Annotated in this window: 17 protein-coding genes and 3 tRNA genes; 8 read left to right on the top strand and 12 right to left on the bottom strand. The window is 66.3% G+C overall.

The features are described 5' to 3' along the window. Window positions 1-329: 329 nt before the first annotated feature. The 3 genes from AC1DYX_RS10915 to AC1DYX_RS10905 all read right to left on the bottom strand — a co-directional run bounded on the left by AC1DYX_RS10915 (window position 330) and on the right by AC1DYX_RS10905 (window position 3656). Window positions 330-521: a hypothetical protein gene (locus AC1DYX_RS10915; RefSeq protein ID WP_477258833.1), complete on the bottom strand. Its 192-nt coding sequence runs from the start codon at window positions 519-521 to the stop codon at window positions 330-332. 61 nt (window positions 522-582) lie between these two features. Beyond that, a complete protein-coding gene (locus AC1DYX_RS10910) occupies window positions 583-2238 on the bottom strand; it encodes a SulP family inorganic anion transporter (protein WP_477258832.1) in 1656 nt (551 codons plus the stop codon). After that, on the bottom strand, window positions 2235-3656 hold the full coding sequence (locus AC1DYX_RS10905) for a diguanylate cyclase (protein ID WP_477258831.1): 1422 nt from the start codon (window positions 3654-3656) through the stop codon (window positions 2235-2237). The genes AC1DYX_RS10910 and AC1DYX_RS10905 overlap by 4 nt, the downstream gene beginning before the upstream one ends. A gap of 201 nt (window positions 3657-3857) precedes the next feature. Between AC1DYX_RS10905 and AC1DYX_RS10900 the strand changes: the two genes are divergently transcribed. From AC1DYX_RS10900 to AC1DYX_RS10890, 3 genes are read left to right on the top strand one after another with little or no spacing between them, the layout of a single operon-like run. Continuing rightward, on the top strand, window positions 3858-4829 hold the full coding sequence (locus tag AC1DYX_RS10900) for an SDR family oxidoreductase (protein ID WP_477258830.1): 972 nt from the start codon (window positions 3858-3860) through the stop codon (window positions 4827-4829). Between the two features lie 21 nt (window positions 4830-4850). Beyond that, complete coding sequence (gene ku, locus AC1DYX_RS10895; RefSeq protein WP_477258829.1) at window positions 4851-5954, top strand: non-homologous end joining protein Ku; 1104 nt, start codon at window positions 4851-4853, stop codon at window positions 5952-5954. Further along, window positions 5955-6227, top strand: a complete 273-nt coding sequence (locus AC1DYX_RS10890; protein WP_477258828.1) for a hypothetical protein — start codon at window positions 5955-5957, stop codon at window positions 6225-6227. Window positions 6228-6231: 4 nt separating this feature from the next. Here the strand turns inward: AC1DYX_RS10890 and AC1DYX_RS10885 are convergent, their stop codons facing one another. From AC1DYX_RS10885 to AC1DYX_RS10865, 5 genes are all read right to left on the bottom strand, one after another. Beyond that, a complete protein-coding gene (locus AC1DYX_RS10885; RefSeq protein WP_477258827.1) occupies window positions 6232-6870 on the bottom strand; it encodes a type II secretion system protein N in 639 nt (212 codons plus the stop codon). A gap of 81 nt (window positions 6871-6951) precedes the next feature. Further along, complete coding sequence (locus tag AC1DYX_RS10880) at window positions 6952-9261, bottom strand: sialidase family protein (RefSeq protein ID WP_477258826.1); 2310 nt, start codon at window positions 9259-9261, stop codon at window positions 6952-6954. Between the two features lie 362 nt (window positions 9262-9623). Further along, window positions 9624-10352, bottom strand: a complete 729-nt coding sequence (locus AC1DYX_RS10875; RefSeq protein WP_477258825.1) for a type II secretion system protein N — start codon at window positions 10350-10352, stop codon at window positions 9624-9626. A 206-nt stretch (window positions 10353-10558) separates the two neighbouring features. Then, complete coding sequence (gene ligD, locus AC1DYX_RS10870) at window positions 10559-13186, bottom strand: DNA ligase D (RefSeq protein ID WP_477258824.1); 2628 nt, start codon at window positions 13184-13186, stop codon at window positions 10559-10561. A gap of 170 nt (window positions 13187-13356) precedes the next feature. Then, window positions 13357-15030 (bottom strand): M28 family metallopeptidase, encoded by a 1674-nt coding sequence (locus AC1DYX_RS10865; protein WP_477258823.1) that lies wholly within the window; start codon window positions 15028-15030, stop codon window positions 13357-13359. 225 nt (window positions 15031-15255) lie between these two features. Here AC1DYX_RS10865 and AC1DYX_RS10860 point away from each other — a divergent pair, with 225 nt between their 5' ends. Then, entirely contained in the window at window positions 15256-15594 is a 339-nt protein-coding gene (locus AC1DYX_RS10860) for a hypothetical protein (RefSeq protein WP_477258822.1), read from the top strand. Between the two features lie 109 nt (window positions 15595-15703). Continuing rightward, complete coding sequence (locus AC1DYX_RS10855) at window positions 15704-16648, top strand: D-2-hydroxyacid dehydrogenase (RefSeq protein WP_477258821.1); 945 nt, start codon at window positions 15704-15706, stop codon at window positions 16646-16648. 5 nt (window positions 16649-16653) lie between these two features. Here the strand turns inward: AC1DYX_RS10855 and lspA are convergent, their stop codons facing one another. Further along, the gene (gene lspA, locus AC1DYX_RS10850; protein WP_477258820.1) at window positions 16654-17196 is read right to left on the bottom strand and encodes a signal peptidase II; all 543 of its coding nucleotides are present in this window, start codon (window positions 17194-17196) and stop codon (window positions 16654-16656) included. Between the two features lie 18 nt (window positions 17197-17214). Further along, window positions 17215-21174: a sensor histidine kinase gene (locus tag AC1DYX_RS10845; RefSeq protein ID WP_477258819.1), complete on the bottom strand. Its 3960-nt coding sequence runs from the start codon at window positions 21172-21174 to the stop codon at window positions 17215-17217. 105 nt (window positions 21175-21279) lie between these two features. Between AC1DYX_RS10845 and AC1DYX_RS10840 the strand changes: the two genes are divergently transcribed. Both AC1DYX_RS10840 and AC1DYX_RS10835 read left to right on the top strand, forming a co-directional pair. Beyond that, window positions 21280-21356 (top strand) — tRNA-Arg (locus AC1DYX_RS10840). Between the two features lie 112 nt (window positions 21357-21468). Then, window positions 21469-21545 (top strand) — tRNA-Arg (locus AC1DYX_RS10835). 45 nt (window positions 21546-21590) lie between these two features. Here AC1DYX_RS10835 and AC1DYX_RS10830 read toward each other — a convergent pair. Then, window positions 21591-21785, bottom strand: coding sequence for a type II toxin-antitoxin system antitoxin (locus tag AC1DYX_RS10830; protein WP_477258818.1), 195 nt, complete (start codon window positions 21783-21785; stop codon window positions 21591-21593). An 11-nt stretch (window positions 21786-21796) separates the two neighbouring features. Then, window positions 21797-22690: an SPFH domain-containing protein gene (locus tag AC1DYX_RS10825; protein WP_477258817.1), complete on the bottom strand. Its 894-nt coding sequence runs from the start codon at window positions 22688-22690 to the stop codon at window positions 21797-21799. Between the two features lie 124 nt (window positions 22691-22814). On the opposite strand from AC1DYX_RS10825, the gene AC1DYX_RS10820 reads away from it, so the two are divergent. Beyond that, a tRNA-Arg gene (locus AC1DYX_RS10820) sits at window positions 22815-22891 on the top strand. The last annotated feature ends 557 nt before the right edge of the window (window positions 22892-23448 follow it).

Here is a 23448-nt window from a genome sequence, read left to right as displayed (position 1 = left end):
GCTTTTGCAGACGGCGTGCCTGACGTGTCGTCAGCCCCAGGCGCTGTGCCGCAATGACCGCCGTGATCTCGCCCCTGACACTGGCGGCGATGATTTCGGCGCGCTCCAACTCCTCCATCGTAATGCTCCCGACTTTGCCCACACTCGACTCCAAACCATTCAGAATCGACAGCATGAGCTATCTAGCAAAAGCGGACATTTCTACTTTGCTAGAAGCGGACATTACAACTTTGCCCTAACACACCCTACCGGGAACGGAAAAGGGATCGGGAGTTTGCCCAGGCACGCGGCCGGTCAATACGGCTACTGCGGGCTGTACGGCGGGAAGCTCAGCGGCGGCGGCGCAGCGTACGGGCCACGCGGACCGGACGCAGGCTGCGTTCGCGGTCGGTGACGCGACTGGAAGCTGCCAGCTCGAAGGTCAGGGCCAGGGCGATGCCGGCTGGGACGGCGGCGGCGAAGCCGAGGATGTAGAGAGCAACGGTTGTCAGCAGAATAATGATAGTACTGGGGCGCGGCATGGTATCCACCTTTTGTCTAATACCTTGGTTCCATCCTGCCACAGCTGGGATTTGCTTGCAATCACGTGCCGTGCCGTGCGAGGGCATCCCAGGCGTTCGCTGTGCTCAAAAAGAGACGACCGCTGAGCTCACTCAACAATGTGGAGGCGCGCAGGCGGTCCAGCACCGGTCCCTTGACTTCGGCCAGGTGCAGCCGCACACCACGCCGGGCCAGCGCCCGGTTCAGCTCCAGCAGGCCGAACAGCGCGGAACTGTCGATGGCGTTCACGGCCGACAGCACCAGCACGAGGTCGTGCGCGCCCGCATGCGCCGCCAGCTCTTCCTCGATGCGTTCGCCCACCGCTTCGATATTGCCGAAGAACAGACCGGCGTCCACGCGCAACAACAGGACGCCGGGATCCGTCTCGGCCGTGTAGCGGTCGATGTTGCGAAAGTGTTCAGTGTGCGGGATCCGGCCCAGCACGGCGATGTGGGGCCGGCTCTCGCGCCAGATCATCGTCCCCAGCGACAGCAGCAGGCCCGCCACGACGCCCGCCTCCACGCCCAGCAGCAGCACGCCGCCGGCCGTCGCCAGCAGCGCCAGCGCGTCCGCGCGGTCGTAGTCCCACGCGGTGCGCAACGTGGACCAGTCCAGCAGGCCGAGCACGGCGACGATGATCGTCGCGGCCAGCACGGGCAGCGGCAGCAGCGCGATCCACCCGGTGGGCAGCACGAGCGCGCCGGCCAGCAGCCCGGCCGTGATCACGCCCGCCAGCTGCGTGCGCGCGCCGGCCGCGAAATTCACGGCGGAGCGCGACAGGCTGCCCGTCACGGGAAACCCGCCGGACAGCGCGCTCGCGACGTTGGCGAGGCCCAGGCCCACCAGTTCGCGGTTCGTGTACAGCTTCTCAGCGCGCTTCAGGGCGAGCGCCTGTGCGCCCGACATCGCGATCAAAAAGCTCATGAAACCGATCAGCAGCGCGGGCTTGAGCAGCGCCTGCCAGTGCCCGCCGGAGGTGGCGAGGTTCAGCCGCGGCAGGCCGGCCGGCACGGCGCCGATCACCCGCACGCCCAGCCGGTCGAGACCGAGCGCGGCGACGAGCGCAATGCTCCCAAGGACGAGCGCCATCGGCGCCAGCCGGGCCGCGACGTCGGCCGCGCCGTACGGCATGCCGAGCCGGGCCAGCCACGGCGCCAGAGCGCGGCGCGCGCCCAGCAGCAGCGCGATGCTCCCGAGGCCGAGCATGGCGCTGGGCCCGTGCACGTGCGGCGGCGCAGCGCCCAGCAACGTAGGCACCTGGCCCAGCGCGATCACGACGGCCGATCCGAGCGTGAAGCCATTCATCACGGGACGCGAAAAGAAGTTGGCCAGAAAGCCCACGCGCAGCAGGCCGCAAGCGAGCAGCACGGCACCGGACAGCAGCGCCAGCTGCGCGGCCAGCACGCCGTACTGCACGCCGCCGGGCGACGCCAGCGGCGCCAGCGCGGACGCCGTCATCAGCGAGATGATCGCCATCGGGCCGACCGATTGCGTGGAACTCGTGCCGACCAGCGCATACAGCAGCGGCGGCACGATGCTGGCGTACAGGCCGACCACGGGCGGCAGCCCGGCGACGAGCGCATAGGCCATCCCCTGCGGGATCATCATCATCGCGACGATGATGCCCGCGGCCGCGTCGCCCGCCAGGTCGGCGCGGCGATATGCCCGCAGCCAGGCCGGCAGCCAGCCGCCGCTCACTGCATCGCCAGTTCGACGCAGTTGCGCCCTGCCCGCTTGGCGCGCACGAGGGCCGCGTCCACGCGCTGGGTCAGCGAATCGCCGCTTTCCTGCTCGCCCAGCTGGGCCACGCCGATGCTGACCGTCACGTGGTCGCAGCCCGGAATCGCGGCCTGTTCGATCGCCACGCGCACCTTTTCCGCCATCTTGAGGCCGTCGATGGCGCTGGTGTGCGGCGCGATGATGTGGAATTCCTCGCCGCCCGAGCGCACGAGGATGTCGCTGGCGCGCAGCACGGCGCGCGTCGTGTCGGCGACGGTGCGCAGCGCGACGTCGCCGACCGGGTAGCCGTACGTGTCGTTGACGGCCTTGAAGCGGTCGATGTCGAACGAGAGCAGCGCGAGCGGCAGGCGGTAGCGGCGCGCGCGCCGGATTTCCTTGTCCAGCAATTCTTCGCCATGGCGGCGGTTCGCCACGCCGGTGAGCGCGTCGGTCGTCGAGATATACGTCAGGCGCGCCAGCAGGTGTTCGTTTTCCTGGCCCAGCGCGGCGAGGCGCAGGCCGACGGCGGCCAGCTGGGTCACGTCGTGCAGCGCCGACCACTCTTCCAGCGAGAAGGCGCGCGCGGCGCCGAACAGCAGCGACAACGCACCGCGCGGTGCGCCCGGGCCATCGGCCGGGATCGGCAGGCCCAGCGCCATCGCGACGCCGTGGGCGCGCAGCCCCTCCGTCAGCGCCGGCTCGCCCGTCTGTTCCGGCGCTTCCAGCAGCACGGTGGTGCCGCCGGCGGCGGCCAGCAGGCCCGGGAATGCGTGGCGCAGCGGCGCCTGCAGCAGGCGGTCGGTGCGTTGCAGGAGTGCGCCGAGCAGCAGGCCGTCCCGCTTTTGCTCCACTTGTTGTTGGGCTGCCAACTGCAAATCGTTGCCCTCCTTCAGCAAAAACACGCCGGCGTGCAGCACGCCGGGCCACGCGCACAGGGCGGCGCACAAAGCTTCCGCCAGCACGTGGGCGTCCTCCGCCTCCTCCAGCGCGGCCTGCACGCGGGCGCGCAGGTCGAGCAGCGCGCGCAGGCATCCAGCGTCGCTGGCCGGCGCGCCGGCGCCGCGGTGCTCGAGGGCGGCCTCGACGCGCACACACAGCGCGTCCGGAGCGAGCGGCATGACGGCATAGCCGACCGGGCCGCGCGCCATCAGCGCCGGCAGCCATGCCGCCCCGGCGCCGGGACACAGCAGCAGCGTGGGCGCGCCGGCGCGCCGGTCGACGAGGTTGGCCAGCGCGTCCAGGTCGATGCTCGGCTCGAAACGGTCGAGGTCGATGACGAGCAGATCCGGCTGCTCGCGCGCGACGAGGCTCGCGGCGACGTCGGTACTGTCCGCCAGGTGCAGGCGTGCGAACAGCGAGGCGCACGCCTCCGAGAATTCGCCGCGCCGCTGCGCCATCGGACTCAGGTAAATCCCCGTCCGCCCTGTCTCCTGCCCTGTCTGCCGCACCATCGTCCGCCCCTCGGATACTTTGTTACGCTAACAAGTTTGCCACAAAGCACCAGCAACGCCTAGCAAATGCGCGCAATGTGTGGAACCGCACCGTCAGCGGCGCCCGCGCGCGGGAATACTGGCGGAATCATGCACAAGGAGAGCACCATGGCAATACAGGACGATGCAGCGAACAAGCAGAAAGCGATCCAGAACCGCCAGGACCAGAAGGATGGCAGCATGCAAAAAGGCGATTCCGGCTCAGGTGGCGCGGCCCAGACCGGCATCCAGCAGCCGAGCGGCGACTTCCCGGCCCAGCATCTGGCCAAGCCGGGCATCGAAGCCCAGATGGAGCTGAAGCCGAAGTTCATGGCCGAGCACTACAAGGGAAGCGACAAGCTGTTGGGCCAGGTCGCCATCGTCACGGGCGGCGATTCCGGCATCGGCCGCGCCGTCGCCATCCTGTTCGCGCGCGAAGGCGCCGACGTGGCGGTCCTCTACCTGAACGAGCACGAGGACGCGGCCGAGACGCAGCGCCTGATCGAGGCCGAAGGCCAGAAATGCGTCACCGTGGCCGGCGACGTGAAGGACATGGAATTCTGCCAGCAGGCGGTCGACCAGATCGTCGCCAGGTGGGGCCGCCTGGACATTCTCGTCAACAATGCCGCGTTCCAGGAGCATGCCGAATCGCTGCTCGACCTGACGGAAGACCGCTTCGACGAGACGATGCGCACGAACATCTATGGCTACTTCCACATGGCCAAGGCGTGCCTGCCCTACCTGAAGCGCGGCGGCGCCATCATCAACACGGGCTCCGTGACGGGCCTGAAGGGATCGAAGAAGCTGCTCGACTATTCGACGACGAAGGGTGCCATCCACGCGTTCACGATGTCGCTCGCGGCGAACCTGCTGGACAAGGGCATCCGCGTGAACGCCGTCGCGCCGGGCCCCGTGTGGACGCCGCTGAACCCGGCCGACCAGTCGCCCGAGGAAATCACCAAGTTCGGCCAGAGTACCACGTTCGGCCGCCCCGCCCAGCCGGAAGAGCTGTCGCCGGCCTACGTCTATCTCGCCTCGAACGTGTGTTCGGGCTACGTGACCGGCGTCGTGCTGCCGATCACGGGACAGGTGGGCGAATAACCGTTCACGAAAGGAGCCTCCATGGCACGCAGCATGTGGAAAGGTGCGATCAGCTTCGGACTGGTGCACATCCCGGTCGAGATGTATCCGGCGGCGAGCGACCAGGGGCTCGACCTGACGATGCTCGACCGGCGCGACTTCGCGCCGATCGGCTTCAAGCGCTACAACAAGGCGACGGGCAAGGAAGTCTCGTGGGATGACATCGTCAAGGGCTATGAATACAGCGACGGCGAATACGTCGTCCTGTCCGACGAAGACCTGCGCCGCGCCAACCCGGAAGCGACGCAGACGATCGACATCCTCGCCTTCGTCAATGCGGAACAGGTCCCGCTGATCTATTACGAACAGCCCTATTATCTGGCACCCGGCAAGGGCGGCGACAAGGTGTACGCCCTGTTGCGCGAGACCTTGCGCGAAGTGGGCAAGATCGGCATCGCCAACGTCGTCATCCGCGTCAAGCAGCACCTCGCCGCCCTCGTCTGCGTGGGCGACGCGATCGTGCTGAACACGCTGCGTTATCCGGACGAAATCCGCCCCACCGACGAATTGAAGATCCCGGCCGCCGACTCGAAGGCCGCGCAGGTCACGGACAAGGAATTGCAGATGGCGAGGGCGCTCGTCGATGGCATGAGCGAGAAGTGGAAGCCGCAGCAGTACCACGACACCTACCGCGAAGACGTGATGGCGCTGATCAGGAAGAAGGTCGCCGCCAACCAGACCAAGACCCTCACGGAACCGGAACCGGAGGAAGAAAAGCCGGCCAGGACCAATGTCATCGACCTCGTCGCGCTGCTGCAGGCGAGCCTGGGCAAGAAGCCCGCGAAGTCCGCGGCTGCGGCTGCGGATGACGACGACGACGAACCGCCGCCGGCCAGGGCGAAGAAGCCCGCGCGTGAGAACGACGACGCGGACGACATGCCGCCGCCGCTCGCGCGCAAGGCGCCCGCGCACGCGGCCACGCATGCGAGCACGAAGCGGACGACGGCCGCGAAGTCCACGACGGCGAAGACGGCGACGAAGACCGCGGCAACGAAGACGGCCGCGAAGAAAACCACCGCCACCCGCGCCACGGCGAAGCCGGCCGCGAAAGCAGCGGCACCCGCCCGGCGCAGGAAGGCCGCCTGAGTGGACGTCGATACGCTGCTGGACCTGCTGCAATGGCCCGCGATGGCCGTCACCCTGGTGGCGGCATTCCTCGTGGGCGCGCGCCACGCGAAGAAGCGCGTAATCGGCTTCTGGACCTTCATCGCGAGCAACTTCCTGTGGATCGTGTGGGGCGTGCACGACGAGGCGTGGGCGCTGATCGCGCTGCAGGCGGGGCTGGCCGGGATGAACGTTCGCGCGATCTTCCGCAACGAACGGGGCGATCCGGGGCCGAGCGAGCGCGTGGCGCAGTAAGCGTTCAGCCCGCCGGTGGTGGCCCAAATGCCGCGGGTCCGATGCCGGAGGCCCTGTGCTCCTGCATCTGGCGGACGTGTTCCATATATTGCGCCCGCTGTGTCACCAGGATCGGTTGCTGTGACTGGTCGAGGTTGGGATCCGCGGCCGGCAACGGCATCGCCCCGCCGGATTTCGCGACGGTGACCGACGCGACCAGCGGCGCGGAGGCCTGGGCGGTCGATGCCGCCGCGACGAGCTCCAGGCCCGTGATGCCGGCATCCGGCAACTCGAGACGCTTGACCGAGCCGCCGTCGTCCAGCAACACATAGCGCTGGTGGACCTCCGTGACCCGCACGCCCGGCGCGACCTCCTGGCCGACGCCGACCGCCTGCGCCGGCTTGCCGTCCGCGACGAGGATCGCCACGCCGTCCGGGCCGTCCTCGATGACGCCCTTCAGCTGGTACGCCGTGGCGACGGGACCGGCCGGCGCTCCGCCGAACAGGCCCGCAGCGGCGGCGATGTCCGGCGGTGCCGGGCGAGCCTGCGGGGTGGCGAAAGCAGGCGCCGCAGGCGGCTGGAACCATGGCAGCCCCCAAAAGGCCGCCGAGGCGCATACTGCGATGAACAGGGTGGAACAGGATACGAACGGCAGGTGTTTCATGTCTCTGTCAGGTGTCTGTCGCACCGGTTAATGAATGAAAAACACCCCTCCCCGCCGCCGGTGGAAAGGGGTGCCGTTACGTCAGTTCGCCGACGTGCCGTAGACGATGCCGCGGCCCATGCCGCCGCTGATGTTGAGGTACACGGTACCGAACGTGCGCATGTCACCGACGACCTGGGCGATGCCGCCCCACTGGTGGTTGGCGTCATTGATCTTCACCCAGTTCACGCCGCCGTCGGTGGAACGCATCAGGCCGGTCGTTCCGTCGGCGAACTGCCCACCCGTGTAGATGGCCGGGTAGGTGGCGCCGGTCGCGGCCTTGCCGAAGCCGATCGACGTCGGGGTGAACGCGTTGCCGGCCACGCTGATCGTGATCGGCGCATTCCACGACGAACCCGAGTTCGTGCTCTTGTACAGGCCCGTGCCGGCCGCCATCCACACTTCCCCGCCACGACCCGGTACGGTGTTGATCTGCGTCGGCGAGGCCGGCAGCGCCGGCGCCTGGTACCAGCTGGCGGCGCCGTTGCCGACGTAGAAATTCGTCGTACCGGCCTTCCACGCGTAGAAGACATTCTGCGCACCGTCGGACAGCACTTTCGAGCCGACCGGCAGCGTATTGCCGAAGAACGAAATGGTCGTCCACGAAGTACCGCCATTCGTCGTGTAGACCGGGGCGAGGTTGTCGTCCGTATGCGGCGACCAGACGATGGCTGTACCGTCGTAGCTGAGGGCCACCGAACCTTCACCCTTCTTCATGCCGGCCGGCAGCGTCGGGAACGCGGTCCAGCTGGAACCGCCATTAGTCGAGATCACGCCGACCGGCACCGTGCTGGCGTACGGGTTGGTGCCCACGAGGACCATCTTCGCCGGATTGCCCCGGGCGAAGTCGATGCCGCTGCCGAACGTGCAGGCGCCCGCGACGCCCGTGCCGCTCGTCGTGGCAATCATCGAATTCGGTGGCGTCGTCAACGAGTTGAACACGAAACCGCACACGTCGGCGATCGCGGCGATCAGCGGCGCGCCCGACGTCGGCGCGGCGATCGTCTGCGGCACGGTTTCCTCGATGCCCTTGGCGGCGACGCTCCAGGAGGTCGCCAGTCCGCTGTCGGCATTGGTCAGGTTGGTCGTGCGGAAGACGCCTCCGCCCGTGCCGTAGAACGCATTGTTCGAGTTGAACGGATCGATGACCACGTTCATCCAGTTGCCGAAGCCATTCGGATGACCCCACGGCGCCCACGGCGATTGCGTCCAGCTGAACGTGGCCTTGGCTTTCAGGTCCACCCAGCTGCCCGTATTGCCGGCGCTGGTCGAGCGGAACATCGTGTCGCCGGCGCCGTAGCGGTCGACCGTCGTGACGACGAGCGTGCCGGGCTTCTTCGGATCGAGGGCCAGGCCGTCGTAGCCGAACGCGTCCAAGGACGTGGGCACGAGCGGCGTGATGTTCGTCCACGCGCCAGTCCCGACCGAATATTTCCATACCTGGCCCGTGGTCATGCTGTACGGCCCCGGCGCGTTGCCGTAGGTGATGTACAGGTTGCCGTCCGCGCCGACCAGGCCATGGTTCGGGTACATGCCGCCGGTGGCCGTCGAGCCGGGACCGCCGCTGACGGCGCTCCAGTGGGCACCGGCGTCGTTGCTGACGTACAGCGTGGACGGCGCGGCGCTGTCGGAGACGCCGGCGAGAATCTTCTGCGTGCGGCCGTTGGCGAGCGACGGCTTGTAGAACGCCGTGAACACGATGCCCGCGCCGGTGCCGTTGCTGGACAGCGGCGGCGCGTTGCCGGCGGCGACCTGGGTCCAGGTGCTGCCCTTGTCGGTACTGGTCCACAGTCCGTTCATGCCGTTGTTGTACGGCGTCGGCAGGCTATCGTTGCGGGTGCCGTAGAACAGCACGTTGCCGTTGTTCGGGTCGACCTGCAGGCGCTCGCCCGCGTCGCGGCCCGTGTTGTTGGAGCCCATCGGGAACGGCATCTGGTGCACGGTGAAACTGGCGCCCTGGTTCGACGACACCAGGATCGCGCCGGCCGGCACGTACGCCCAGCTGTCGTAGGCGCCCACGGACATGAACAGCATGTTGGCGTTGTTCGGATCGATGGCGATGGAATCGACGCCCATCCAGTCGTTGCTGGCCGACGGCGTCCAGTCGTTCAGCGGGATCCAGGTGCTGGTGGCCGTGTTGTAGCGGTAGGCGCCGCCCACGTCCGTCCTGGCGTAGAACAGCCCCTGTTGTCCGGGGTGGGCGACGATGCCGTCGACATAGCCGCCGCCCACCATCTGTACGTTCTGCCAGCTATAGCTTTGTGCCTGGGCCGGGGCCGCGATCAACCCGGCAGTCAGGGTAGCGCCGGACACGCTGGCGAGCAGCGTCCTGGCACATTGATGAATTCTCATCAAAATATCTCCGTGATTTTATGTAGTTATGCAGTTTTTTGAAGTAAAGATGCAGAAAACACCTCACCTCGAAAACATTGTGAGAGTTTTCATTGAACCTCAGCAATTCTCAAAATCACCAAAGTGACACATGAAATTGTCCAATTATTAATATTTATTAAGGTACATCGATAAATCGTTCATCGCGAAAAAATCGATAATCGGGAGGACGAGGAACCGCTCAGGCAACCGATGCGGCCGACTGGAGGTCGATGAAAATGCAGGGATGACTATGTCGGCGAACGCAAGGACCCTACCCAGTGCGGGAGGCTGCCCGGTGCGGCGCAGCGATGCGGCCCGCGGCAACGGGACCGCGTGGACGATCAGGTTGTCGGCTGTCGTCCGGACGCCTGCCCCGCCATGCCGGCGGCCCGGCGTGCGCGCTCGAACTGCTCCATCTCTTGCCGGCGGCGCTCTTCGTACTGTTGCCGCATCTGGTCACTGGTCAGGCCCGGCGGCCTGGCGGGGGCTGGCTGACTGGCTGACGGCGTCGAACCGGCGTTGGCGGCGAGTACAGGCGCGCCCGATGCGGCCTGCGGCGCGGATGTGACTGACGTCGCCGGCATGGCCGGCGCCGCTACTGGGATGGATGCGGCTGGTGGGGTGGGTGCGGTCGATGTGGCTGGCGTGGCCGGTGCCTTGGCGACCAGTTCCAGGCCGACGGTACCGTCCGGCAGATCCAGCCGCGTCGGCTTGCCATTCACGTCGAGCAGCACGTAGCGTTGATGAATCTCCGTGACCTTCACGCCCGGCGCGGCCTGCTGGCCGATGCCGACCGCGAGCGCCGGCTTGCCCTCCTCGACCAGGATCGCGACGCCCTCGGCGCCATCCTCGATGACGCCTTTCAGCTTGAACGCGATGGTAGTTGCCGCCGCCGGCGTGCCACCGAACAGCCCCGCGGCCGCCGCGATGTCGGGCGGCGCGGACGCGGTGTGCGTCGCCACCGGGACCGGTCCGACCTGCGAACGGAACAATTGCGATCCCCAATAGGCGCCCGATCCGAACACGGCACTGATCAGGATGGCGACGACGATGAGCGGCAAGTGTTTCACGGTCTTCTTTCGGGTGTCTGTCGCAGCGTTGGCGAACGACGGTCGTCACGCGGGTATCCGGCGAGCGTCCGGACGCCTGCATGCTTGATGGCATTGTGCGTGCGACTTCCTGGCAACCGCAAGTACCAAAATCGCCAGGAACACAAATGAAATTAACCAGAAAAGCGTGCGCGGCGGGCGAACGATCCACGCCGCCGCTCGAGGGATCACTTCGTCGACGTCCTGGCCCCCGGCTTGAACCCGAGCGTCTTCATGGCCTGGGTCAGCGTCGTGGCGCTCTTGTCGTAGTCGGCCCACGGCGCATTGCCCTCGTCCAGCCGGGTGTGCACGGTCCTGACCGTCCACTGGCTGCCCGATTTCAGCCTGGGCAGCTCTTCCCAGCGCACGGGAACGGAGATGCCGAGACCAGGACGCGTGCGTGCCGACCAGGCGGCCACCGTCGTCGCGCCGCGGCCGTTGCGCAGGTAGTCGATGAAGATGCGGCCCACGCGGTTCTTCGCGCCGCTCCTGGCGGAAAAGCGGTCCGGCAGCGTCTTCGCCAGGTGGTTCACGATCGCGCGCGAGAAATCCTTCACGGTGTCCCAGTCGAGCTTGGGCTTGATGGGGACGACGACGTGCAGGCCCTTGCCGCCGCTCGTCTTGAGGAACGGGTTCAGCCCGAGGTCCTGGAGGAAGGCGAGCACGAGCTGCGCCGCCTCCTGCATCCTGGCCCATTCGACGCCCTCGCCCGGGTCGAGGTCGAACACGATGCGGTCCGGGGTGTCGTAATGCCGTCCCGTCGCGTTCTGGCTGTGGATCTCGACGACGTTCCATTGCGCGCACGACAGCAGGCCTTCGGTCGTCGCGATCTGCGTCATGCGCGGATGCTCCGGATCGAGCGCCTGGTCCATCTGCACGACGCCCGGCATCTTCCTCGTGTCGACGACGTGCTTCTGGAAGAACAGTTCGCCGCCGACGCCCTCGGGCGCGCGCACGAGCGACACCGGCCGGTCCTTCAGGTGCTCCATCATCAGTTCGCCGACGAGAGCGTAGTAGCGCACCATCTCGATCTTCGTCACGCCGCTTTCCGCATCCATCATGCGCTCGCCGTGCGTGACCTTGAACGTGGCGGGCAGATTGCCGGGCAGTTTGTTCTCCGCCGCCGGCGCCGTCTTCGCCGCGCGCTTGCGGGCGGGCTTCGCAGCGACAGGTGCATCCTCCTGGGGCTGCGCTTCCTGTGCCTGCATGTGCTTCGGCAGCTCGCGCACGACGCTCTTGGCCGGCTTGTCCTTGCGCAGGCCCTGGAACACGGGATGGCGGATCGAATCGGTCGCCGTCCATTCCGAGAAGCTGACTTCCGCCACGAGTTGCGGCTTGACCCAGTGGTTCGTGCGGCCCGGCACGGCGCGCGGCGGGAAGGGATTCTTGTCCGTTCCCATCTCCTCGAGCACGGCGCGCAGGTGCCGCAGCGACGCCCCATTGAACCCGCTGCCGACGTTGCCCGCGTAGCGCAGCACGCCCTTGTCGTCGTAGTACCCGAGCAGCAGCGACCCGATCCCCGTGCGCGCACCGTGGGGATCGGTATAGCCGCCGATGACGAATTCCTGCCGTTGGCCGCATTTCAGCTTGATCCACTCGGGCGAGCGGCGCGTCACGTAGCGTGAATCGCGGCGCTTGCCGATGACGCCTTCCAGCCCGATCTTGCAGGCGGCGACGACGAGTTGCGACGGGTCGGTGCCGAACTCCGCCGAAAAGCGCACGACGTCCGACGGACGTGCCGCCAGCACCTCCTCCAGCAACGGGCGGCGCGCGTCGAGCCGCACGTCGCGCAGGTCGTAGCCCTTGTAGTACGGGACATCGAACACGAAGTAGACGATTTGCGCGCTGTTGGAACCGTCGAACGCCAGTTGCAACAGGTTGAAATTCGGCTTGCCGTTCTCGTCGTGCACGACGATCTCGCCGTCGTACCAGCCGTCCGGCAGCTTCATGCGGCGGATTTCCTGCTGCAGCGGCTTCAGCTTGTCCGTCCAGTCGTTGCCGTTGCGGGTGATGAGGCGGATGTCCTTGCCCTGCACGCTCGTCACCATGCGGTAGCCGTCGAACTTGATCTCGTAGATGTAGTTTTCCGGGTCGGCCGGCGGCCCGTCGACGAGCGTGGCCAGTTCGGGTGTCAGCGTCTCCGGCATGTCGGCTTTCACCGCGCCCTCGGGCATGGCGCCGCGCTTCGGTTTCGCTGCTGCGGATTTTGCAGCGGTCTTGCGCGCAGGCCTGGCGGGCTGGCCGGCATCGGCGCCCGTTGCGGGCATCGGCAGGTCCTTGACGCTGTCGGGGAATTCGTCGACGACGGAGAATTCGCCAGCGGCACGGGCGTACTCGTCGTTTTCCTTGATGAGCAGCCAGGGCTCCTGCCTGTCCTCGTCGTGGCCGCGCAGGCGCACGAGCACCCAGCGCCCGTGCATCTTGTGGCCGTGCATCTCGAACTTGATCTCGCCCTTCGCATACCCCTGGCGCGGATCGCCGACGGGTTCCCACGTGCCCTTGTCCCAGATGATCACCTTGCCTGCGCCGTACTGGTGCGGCGCAATGGTGCCTTCGAAGTCGGAATACGAGATGGGATGGTCTTCCACGTGCACGGCCATGCGGCGGTCGTGGGTGTCGTAGCTGGGGCCTTTCGGCACGGCCCAGCTCTTCATGACGCCGTCCAGTTCCAGACGGAAATCGTAGTGCAGGCGGGTTGCCCAGTGTTTCTGGATCACGAAGGTGAGGGAGCCCGCGCTGGCCTCCCCGCCTTCCTTGGGCTCGGCCGTGATATTGAAATCACGCTTGGCCTTGTACAGCTTTAATGGGTCGGGCATGGCATCACCTCCGCAGCGATGCCTGCCAGTGTAGGCGGATGGTGCGGACGCGACTGTTCGCCAGCTAACTCTCTTGGGGTGTGCATGGTGGGCTCGGGGAGCCCACCCTACGGCAACCTAATCGTAGTGTGGGCACCCCGTGCCCACCAAACGCCGACATACCCGGGCCGTTATTTGCGTTCCGACGCGCTCGCGTCGCGCGCCGCGCGGAACTCCGAGTCCTTGGCCCAGTTCGGCCACGCCGACGAATCCGCCAGGTCGCGCCCGACGGCATACAGCAGGCCCAGGTCGCGCGCCATGCCGGTGAACGGCCAATCGGCGCTCCATTCGTCGGCCGGCTGGTGGTAAGCGAGCTGCGTATATTTTTCCTCGGCCGCCTTGCCCGCGGCCACGCCGCCCTGCTCCCAGTTCTCGCCCGAACCGAACGAAATCGCCGGCACGCCGTGCTTGGCGAACGGGAAGTGGTCAGAACGGAAGAAGTGGCCCGCTTCCGGCTTCGGATCCGGCGAATAGCTGATGCCGCTCTGCTTGGCCTTCGCGATGAGCCGGTCGAGCAGCTCGAGCCTGGCGCTGCCCGAGATCGTGAAGTCGCGTGCCGGGCCGTACGGGCTCAGCGCGTCCATGTTGATCACGCCGGCCGTCTGCGCCAGCGGATAGACCGGATTGTTCGCATAATAGTCCGAACCCAGCAGGCCCTTCTCTTCCGCCGTCACGGCGAGGAACACGACGCTGCGTTTCGGTGCCGGCGCCTTTGCATAGGCGCGTGCCAGTTCGAGCAGCGCGGCGATGCCGGTGGCGTTGTCGACGGCGCCGTTGTAGATCCTGTCGCCCTTCGCGTCCGGCAGGCCGATGCCCAGGTGGTCCCAGTGGCCGCTGTAGATCACGACCTGGTCCGCGTGCTCGCTGCCCGGACGGATCGCCAGCACGTTCTTCGAGGTGATCACCTGCGCATCGACGTCATAGTGCGCGGACATCGTCACGCCCTTCAGCTCCACCGGCTTGAATGCGCGCGTCCGGGCCTGCTTCTTGAGCTTGTCGAAATTCAGGCCGGCGCGCTTGAACAGGTCGGCGGCGGCGTCGCGCTGGATCCACGCTTCGACCGGCGCGTGCGCCTCCAGGGGATTCTTGCGCACGATGTCGTACATGACGTTCGTGTTCGAGTTCTTCACCGTGGCCCAGCCATACGATGCCGGTGCCGTCTCGTGGACGATGATCGTGCCGAGGGCGCCACGGCGCGCCATCTCCTCGTATTTATAGGTCCAGCGGCCGTAGTACGTCATGGCCTTGCCGCCGAAATCGCCCTTGCCCGTTTCGAAGTCCGGGTCGTTGATCAGCACGACCGCCAGCTTGCCCTTCAGGTCCTGGCCCTTGAAATCGTCCCACTTGCGCTCCGGCGCGGTCACGCCATAGCCGACGAAGACGAGCGGCGCGTTCTTGAAGTCGACGTTCCTTGCGCCCGTCATGGCGGCGCGCAGCGCGACTTCGTTACCCTGCGTATAAGTCTTCGTGGTACCGCCGGCCGTCACGGAAACGGCGACCGGGCCCTTGATCTCGAACCTGCCCAGCGGCACGTCCTGGGTCCAGCCGCGCCTGCCGTCGACGAGGTCGCCGCCCGGCTGCAGGCCAGCTTCCCTGAATTTTTCGATCAGGTAATTCACGGTCTTCGTCTCGCCGGCGGTGTTCGGGCCGCGGCCTTCGAACTCGTCGGACGAGAGGACCTTGACGTCCTGCGACAGGCGCTGCGGGTCGATGTGGACGGCGTCGGCGGCCTGGGCTGCCAACGCCGCGGTAGCGAGCGCGATGGCCGTCAGGGTGGTGCGGATGGTGGAGGTTTGTGTTCTCACGAGCGATCTCTTTTGGCGTCGATGTTGTAGGTGTGGCCGGATAGGCCGGGCAGAGTATGGTTGGAATGATTTCCAGTGTCAAACAGCACACAGCAATAAGCTCGCATTCTGGACTTTGTAACCGGATGTAAAAGACCGTCAACGGCACGCGGCGCGGCAGCGTTTCTGKCCCAGTAGTACGGGAATCGTCCCGATGATTAACAAAGACCTGAAGGAAACATCGCCATGAGCAAAATCGTCGCTACCCTGATCGCAGGCCTGTTCGCCACCGCGGCGTTCGCGCAGACGGCAACCACCACGGCGACGACGCCGGTCACCAAGGCCGAGGTCAAAGCCGACAAGAAAGCCGCCAAGGCCGAAGCCAAGGAAGAAAAAGCCGACGTGAAGGCAGACGCCAAGCTGGAGAAGAAAGCCGCCGAAGCGAATGCGGACGTCGCCGTCGCCAAGGCCGACGCAGACAAGAAGAAAGCAAAAGCACACAAGAAAGCCGCCAAAGCCAAGGCGGACGCCGCAGCCGACAAGGCCGTGGCACACGCAGACCAGAAAGCCGACGCCGCCAAATAACGGTTGCGCAAAACCGGCTCAAGCCCCTCCGACCTCGAAAGACAGGGTACGCCCTGTCTTTTTTTCATCCTCGTTCTACAATGGCCATCCCTCTTGTTCCGGGACTGCCATGCACGATATTGTCTTCCTCGACCGCGACAGCCTGATCGCAACCATCAGAAAACCCGCCTTCGCGCACCGCTGGCGCGACTATCCGGCAACCAGCCCTCATGAAGTCGTGGAACGCCTGCGCGGCGCCACCATCGCCATCACGAACAAGGTGCCGTTGCGGGCCAACGCCATCTCGCAGCTGCCGGACCTGAAGATGATCGCCGTGGCCGCCACCGGCACGGACAACGTGGACCTGGCCGCGTGCCGCGAACGGGGCATCGTCGTCGCGAACATCCGTAATTACTCGCTCGTCTCCGTACCCGAACACTGCTTCGCGCTGATCCTCGCCGTGCGCCGCAACCTGCGCGCATACGTGGCCGACGTCGACGCAGGCCGATGGGAACGATCGACGCGCTTCTGCCTGCTCGACCACCCGATCGGCGACCTGGCCGGCAGCCGCCTCGGCATCGTCGGCTACGGCGCGCTGGGCCGGCGCGTGGCGCAGATCGGGCGCGCGTTCGGCATGGAGATCGCCGTCGCCTCACGCTCACCCGTCACCGATGCGGACGTCACGCCGCTGCCGCTGGCCGAGCTGCTGGCCACGTCGGACGTCGTGAGCCTGCACCTGCCCCTCACGGAACAGACCCGCAACCTGATCGGCGCGCGCGAGCTGGCCGCGATGAAGAAGAGCGCCATCCTGATCAACACGGCACGCGGCGGCCTCGTCGACGAGGCGGCGCTCGCGCAGGCGCTCACGGATGGCACGATCGCCGGGGCCGGATTCGACGTCCTGAGCAAGGAGCCGCCCGTGCCGGAGAATCCGTTGCTGCAGCTGCGCCTGCCGAATTTCGTGCTGACGCCGCATGTCGCGTGGGCCAGCGGCGGGGCGATGCAGACGCTGGCCGATATGCTGGTCGATAATCTCGAGGCGTGGGTTGCCGGAAACCCGACCAACGTCGTCTAAACGGTCTATTCCCTATGCCGTTTCCCTGCCTCGTGACCGATGACCAGGAAAATCGCGCCACCGAAAATAAACACGTCGGCGACATTGAATGAATATGGATTATTGATCGAGCAACAGCTCATATTGATGTAATCGGCGACCGCGCCATAGACGACCCGGTCGTAGGCGTTGCCGAGTGCACCACCGATCACGGCCCCGGATGCGAGCGGCACAACCCAGCCGGACATGTTGCGCGCCCATACGACCAGTGCCGCCGAGACGGCAACGCTGATTGCGACGAGCAACCACCGGGCATCGAAGCCCTTCAGGAATCCGAAATTGACGCCTTTATTCCACGCCATGACAAGGTCGAGATAGGGCGGCCACAAGGCAAGCCTGTGAACGGATTCCAGGTCGAGCCGGTGCACGACGACGATCTTGGAAAGGCGGTCAAGACCAAACGCAATCAAAGAGGCGATGGCGATGCGTAGCATGAGCATAAGAAGGGTAATCCACACTGTTGGTTGTGTTAGTCGTCCGTTCGGGCGACCGATGGCCTCGATCGTCATGCCATGGGCCGGCCATATTCACGCGCCTCCCTGCACCGGCTCGCGCACCGGCGCGTCGGCCGCGCGCAGCGGCACATCGAGGATGAAGGTCGTGCCGCGCCCCGGCTGGCTCTCGACCCGGATCGTCCCCTGCAGCACCGTCGTCACCAGGTTATAGGCGATGTTGAGACCCAGTCCGGTGCCGCCCTGCCCCATGCGCGTCGTGAAGAACGGATCGAAGATGCGTGACACGTACTCCGGCGGGATGCCGCGGCCGTCGTCGGAGAACTCGATGCGCACCCGCTCGCCGTCGACCGGTGTCGCCACGAGCACCATGTGCCCGCCGGGCGCGTCGAACGCGTGCAGCAGCGCGTTGTTGATGAAGTTGATGACGACCTGGCCGAGCGGCCCCGGATAGCTGTCCAGCGCGATCCCCGCCGGCACGCGCAACTCCAGCGTGTGGCCGGCGCGGCGCACCTGGTTCATCATCGTCGCGGCGATCTCGTGGCAGGCCTGGTCGAGCTGGAAACGGCGCCGGTGCGTGCTGGCCTGGTCCACGGACACCTGCTTGAAACTGTTCACGAGATCGGCCGCCCCGCCCAGGCTGCGCGTGATGAGGCTGGACGCTTCGCGCGCCGCCGCGATCCACGTCTCCAGGTCCGATTTCTTCAGGGTGCCCTGGACAAAGCGCTCGGACAGCGCATCGGTCTTTTCCTGCAGCGTGCTGGCCATCAGGAGGCTGTTGCCGATCGGCGTGTTCAATTCGTGCGCGACGCCGGCGACGAGGGCGCCCAGCGACGCGAGCTTTTCGCGCGCGGCCAGCTGGGCCTGGGTCTCGGTCAGCTGGCGGTAGGCGTCGGCGTTGTCGAGAGCGACGCCGACGTACGACGCGAGTGTACTGAGCATGTCCAGCTGCACGTTCTGGTATGCACCGGCGTGCCCGCTCTGCACGGTGATCACGCCGAGCACGCGGCTGCCCACGAGAATGGGCACGAACAGCAGCGAGCGCGAACCGGAGGCCGACTCCGCCGCGCCGGTGGCCGGGTCGGTCCCGAGCACATCGCGCACGAGTCCCGCGAAACGGACGTAGTCGCGCGCCAGGTCGCCGATCAGGATCTCCTCCCCGGTCGCYAGGCAGTACTCGCCGAGCCGGCGCACCTGCGGCGCGAAACGCCCCGCCTCCGACACGCGCCGGCCGTCCGCCACGACATACGGATACTCGAGCGGGCCGCCCGCGCGTGCGAGGCCGATCGCGAACAGCGGCGCGTCCATCAACTGGCGCACCTGGCCGAAGACGTTGGCCATGATCGCCTCGCCGTCGAGGTTCGCCGTCAGCTCGCGCCCGATGTCGGACAACAGGGCGATGTTGCGCCGCGCCTGCTCCACGGCTTCCTTCTGCGCCTCGGCCTCCTGCTTGCGGCGCTCCGCCTGTTCCTTCTGCAGCACCAGTTCCGCCGTGCGCATGCCGACCTGGCGCTCCAGCCGCTCCTTCTGCTGCACGAGCACGCGCACGCGCAGGCGGTACAGCGCGATGGCGCACGCCGCGAACGCGATGGCGAGGACCAGCCGGAACCACCACGTGCGCCAGAACGGCGGCGGAATCACGATGGCGAGCGTGGCTGGCCGTCCGGTCCACACGCCGTCCTTGTTGGCGGCCTTCACTTCGAACACGTAGTCGCCCGGATCGAGGTTCGTATAGGTGGCGAAGCGCTTGCGGGCGTCCGTCTCGGTCCAGTCCTGGTCGAAACCGCGCAGCCGGTAGGCATAGCGGTTGGCCTGCGGATCGGCGTAGTGCAGCGCCGCGAATTCCAGCGTGAAGACGGCATCACGGTGATCCAGCCGGATCTCGCGCAGGCGGTCGATCGCGACGGGCAGCGCACGCGGGCGGTTGAACACGAGGAAGTCGGTGATGACGACCACCGGCGCAAACGGGTTGTCGTGGATGTCCTCCGGCTGGAACGAGGTCATGCCGTCGATCCCGCCGAAATGCAGCTCGCCGTCGCTGCTGCGGGCCGCCGAGCCGACGAAGAACGCGCCATCCGTCAGCCCGTCCTTGGCCGTATAGTTCTTGTAGCGGCCCGTCGCCGGATCGACGCGGGTGATGCCGAGCGTCGTGCTGACCCAGATGCGGMCGCGGTCGTCTTCCAGGATGCCGCCGACCGACACCTGCTCGCGCGTGGGCGCGACGGGAAACAGGCGGAACGTCGCCTTGCCATCGGCGCCGCGCTCCATGCGGTGCAGGCCGCCCGCCGTGCCGACCCACAGTTCGCCGCGCTTCGACTCGTACAGGTAGTAGACGCGGTTATGGCGCAGGCTGGCCGGATCGCGCGAGTCGTGGCGGTAATGCGTGAACGTGTTCGTCGCGCGGTCATAGCGGTCGAGGCCATTTTCCGTGCCGATCCAGACCGATCCGGCCCGGTCCTCGAGCGCGGCGAAGCCGTAGTTCTCGCCGAGGCTTTTCGGGTTGGCGGGGTCGTGGCGCCAGCCGTGCCGCGTGCGGCCGTCCGGCTCCAGCATGGCGAGGCCGCCGCGCGTGACGATCCACAGCGCGCCTGCGCGTCCCGCCGCGAGCGCCTGGACCCAGTTGGCGCCGGCCTCGCGGCCCAGCGCCACCTGGGTGAAGCGACCGGTTGCGCCGTCGCGCCAGGACAGTCCGCTCGGTGAGCCCACCCACAGCCGGTCGCGCGCGGGCAGCACGTGCGAGACCACGTCATCGGGCAGGCTGTCAGTGCGCGCCGGATCGTGGCGCAGCACGTCGGCGTGGCCGGTGTGCGGATCGAGGTGCAGGATGCCGCCGCCCGTCGTCCCCAGCCACAGGCGGCCGTCCGGGCCTTCCGCGATGCTGCGGATCTTGCGCGCGCTGCGCGGGTCGGCCACCTGGCCCGCCTGCATCGAAAAGCGGGCAAACCCGCCGCTGGCCAGGTCGGCGCGATTGACGCCGCCGAACATCGTGCCGGCCCACAGCGTGCCCGTACGGTCGACCCAGATTGCCGTGACCTGGTTGTCGGACAGCGTGTGGCGATCGACCGCGTCGCTGACATAACCAATGAAATGCCCGCTGCCCGGGTTGCGCCATCTGAGGCCATCCTGTTCCGTGCCGACCCACAGGTTGTTGCACGCGTCGTGGTACAGGCTGCGCACCCGGCCGTCGCCCACGCCCTCGTCCGCACCGAGGTGGTGGCGCTGCGGGAGCCCTGTACCGATGCGCCATGCCTCCAGGCCGGCGCCGGTGCCGATCCAGAGCGTGGCGCGCGGCCCCATCGATAGCGCGGTGACGGCATTGCGCTTGCCGCCGCCCGCCGGGTCGACGTCGAAGTGATCGAAGCGGACCGCCCCGACGGGCAGGACGTCGAGGCCGATGCCCGTGCCGACCCACAGGCCGCCGCGCGGATCGAGTGCGAGTGCCGTGACGCGGTCGTCGCGCAGGCTGCCGCGATCGCGCTCGTCGTGGCGCAGGGTGCGCAGGCGGCCCGTCGCGGGGTCGACATGGACGAGGCCAGCGCTGGTGCCGACCCACAGGCCGGCGGCGCCGTCACCGACGATCGCCGTGACGGCGCTGGTGCGCGCATTGTGCTCGCTGCCGGCAAGCAGCGGTTGGCGCACGAAGGTACGGGTCGCGGGATCGAAGCGCGCGAGACCGCCGCGCGTGCCGAACCACAGCCGGCCCTGGCCATCCTCGTAAGCGGCCTGCACATAGTTGTCGGCGAGGCTGGACGGGTCATTGGGATCGTTGCGGAAGACCTGCTTACGGTAGCCGTCGAAGCGGTTCAGGCCGGCCTGCGTGCCGAACCACATGAAGCCCTGGCGGTCCTGCAGGATCGCCAGCACCGATTCCTGCGACAGCCCCTCTTCCAGGCCGATGCGTTCGAACCGCAGGCTGCGCGGTCCGCCCGCCAGCGCCGCCGAGCACACGCACGCCAGCACGACGCCGCAGACCATGCGCAGCAGCGCCCGCGCATGCGCGGACAGGCATGGCCCTCGGGTCGGGTACGGCATCATTTCGGGTTTCCAGGACACGGGCCCTAATCTACCAGAACGCCGCCTTTGTTGAAATAAATTAAGACTTCCTCAATCTGCATGCCACTGCTATAATGCGTGCATCGGGCGGCTGTAGCTCAGCTGGATAGAGTACTTGGCTACGAACCAAGGGGTCGTGGGTTCGATTCCTGCCAGCCGCACCACGTATACGAAAGGCCAGATCGCGAGATCTGGCCTTTTCCGTTTGGGGATTGTCCGTGTGTCCGTACCCGGACTTTGCCAATCATGAAAGCGCTGCTATAATGCGTGCTTCGGGCGGCTGTAGCTCAGCTGGATAGAGTACTTGGCTACGAACCAAGGGGTCGTGGGTTCGATTCCTGCCAGCCGCACCACATATACGAAAGGCCAGATCGCGAGATCTGGCCTTTTTCTTTGCGTCACGGCGCATTCCCCTCCCCGTCTTCCTGCTGTTCCGGCGTCAACCGGATGCCGCGGCGCGCCAGCGCCTCGCGCAACAGGAACTCGATTTCCGCGTTCACGCTGCGCAGGTCGTTGGCAGCCAACCGCTGCAACTGCTCCCACAACGCGGGATCGATACGCAGCGGATACGACTTTTTACCGGGACTCGCCATCGATGCCGCGCTCAGTTATACAGGGTACCGGCATTGATGATGGGTTGCGCGTCGCGGTCGGAGCACAGGACCACCAGCAGATTGCTGACCATCGAGGCCTTGCGTTCGGCGTCCAGCTCGACGATCTCGCGCTCGGCCAGGCCTTTCAGCGCGTCCTCCACCATCGTGACCGCGCCGTGCACGATCTTGGCGCGGGCGCTGATGATCGCCTGGGCCTGCTGGCGGCGCAGCATCACCTGGGCGATCTCCGGGGCGTAGGCCAGATGCGTCAGCTTTGCGTCCAGCGTTTCCACGCCCGCGGCCTCGAACCGCGCCGTCAACTCGTTGGTGAGCGCCAGCCCCACCTCATGGGCACCGCCGCGCAACGTGAGTTCGCCCGGCGCCAGGTCCTCGCCTTCGTCGTACGCGTATTGCGCGGCCAGGTGGCGCAGGGCCGCCTCCGCCTGCACGCTCACATAGCGCTCGAAATCGTCGACCTCGAACAGCGCCTGCGCCGTATCGCGCACACGCCACACGACGGCCGCGGCCAGTTCGACGGGATTGCCCCGCTTGTCGTTGACCTTCAACGTCGACATGTTCAGGTTGCGCGCACGCACCGTCAGCTTGCGCTTCCGGTACAGCGGGAACGCCCAGCGCAGGCCTTCGCCGCGGTCGGTACCGACGTAGCGACCGAACAGGGTCAGCACGGCCGTCTCGTTCGGCTGCAGCATGTACACCCCCTTGCACACGAACAAGCCGACAGGGACGAGGACCATGCCGAGGAGGCCCGCCCCGTTGGGAGCCGTCCCCAAAGTGGATGCGTGGAACAGCCATGCGCCAGCCAGGACGGCCAGCGCGCCGCCGATGAAGGCGAAATAACCATTCAAAGAAGTGTGTTGCGTTTCCTGGCGAATAAGTTGAGCCATGTTCGCTTTCCAAGGTTATATGAAAGTGATATCACTTTAGGATCACCCTGGCAGCCTGTCAAGTTATATCGACGAGCACGGGACTTTGCCAAACATGAAAGGGCTGTTACAATGCGTGCCTCGGGCGGCTGTAGCTCAGCTGGATAGAGTACTTGGCTACGAACCAAGGGGTCGTGGGTTCGATTCCTGCCAGCCGCACCAAATTTCATGACGAATGGCTCATAAAGCGCTTCTGCGGTTTATGAGCCATTTTTCTTTGCGCCCTTCCTGCAGCGCGACCTGTTCTCTCCGTTTCGAAGACCTCACGTCGCGACGCATCTCATTACCGCCACGCCGCAGGATAAACATCCTCTCTTCCGGGAGAACTTTGATTCAAATCGATCCTTGTTCAGGGAAAACACCCGCCCGAACTTTAACCAGGAGTTAAACATGCGGGTATTTACATGCCCCCATTATTTTTCATTTCCCGGCAGGCCAATCGCATTCCCTTTGTCGCGCCGCGCACCGCTCCGATACGCGCAAATGCATGGGCCCACCCAATACGGATAAGGGCGCGCGGCAATCCCCGCTCCCAGCCTTTGCCCGGTCCGCCATTGAGCACCGTTCAGGACTCAAACTGCCCGTTCCACCCTTGTAAACAGGGATTTTCAATTTTGGACAAACGGCAATACCCTTTATTTCGAATGCAATACCTTTTATCCGAATTTTAATCATTCCATTTTTCCGGACTCGCGTGTTTCACATTTGCTGATTTAAAT

The sequence above is a fragment of the Massilia sp. P2_C2 genome (assembly GCF_056404615.1).
This window is presented reverse-complemented; position numbering and strand designations above follow the sequence as displayed.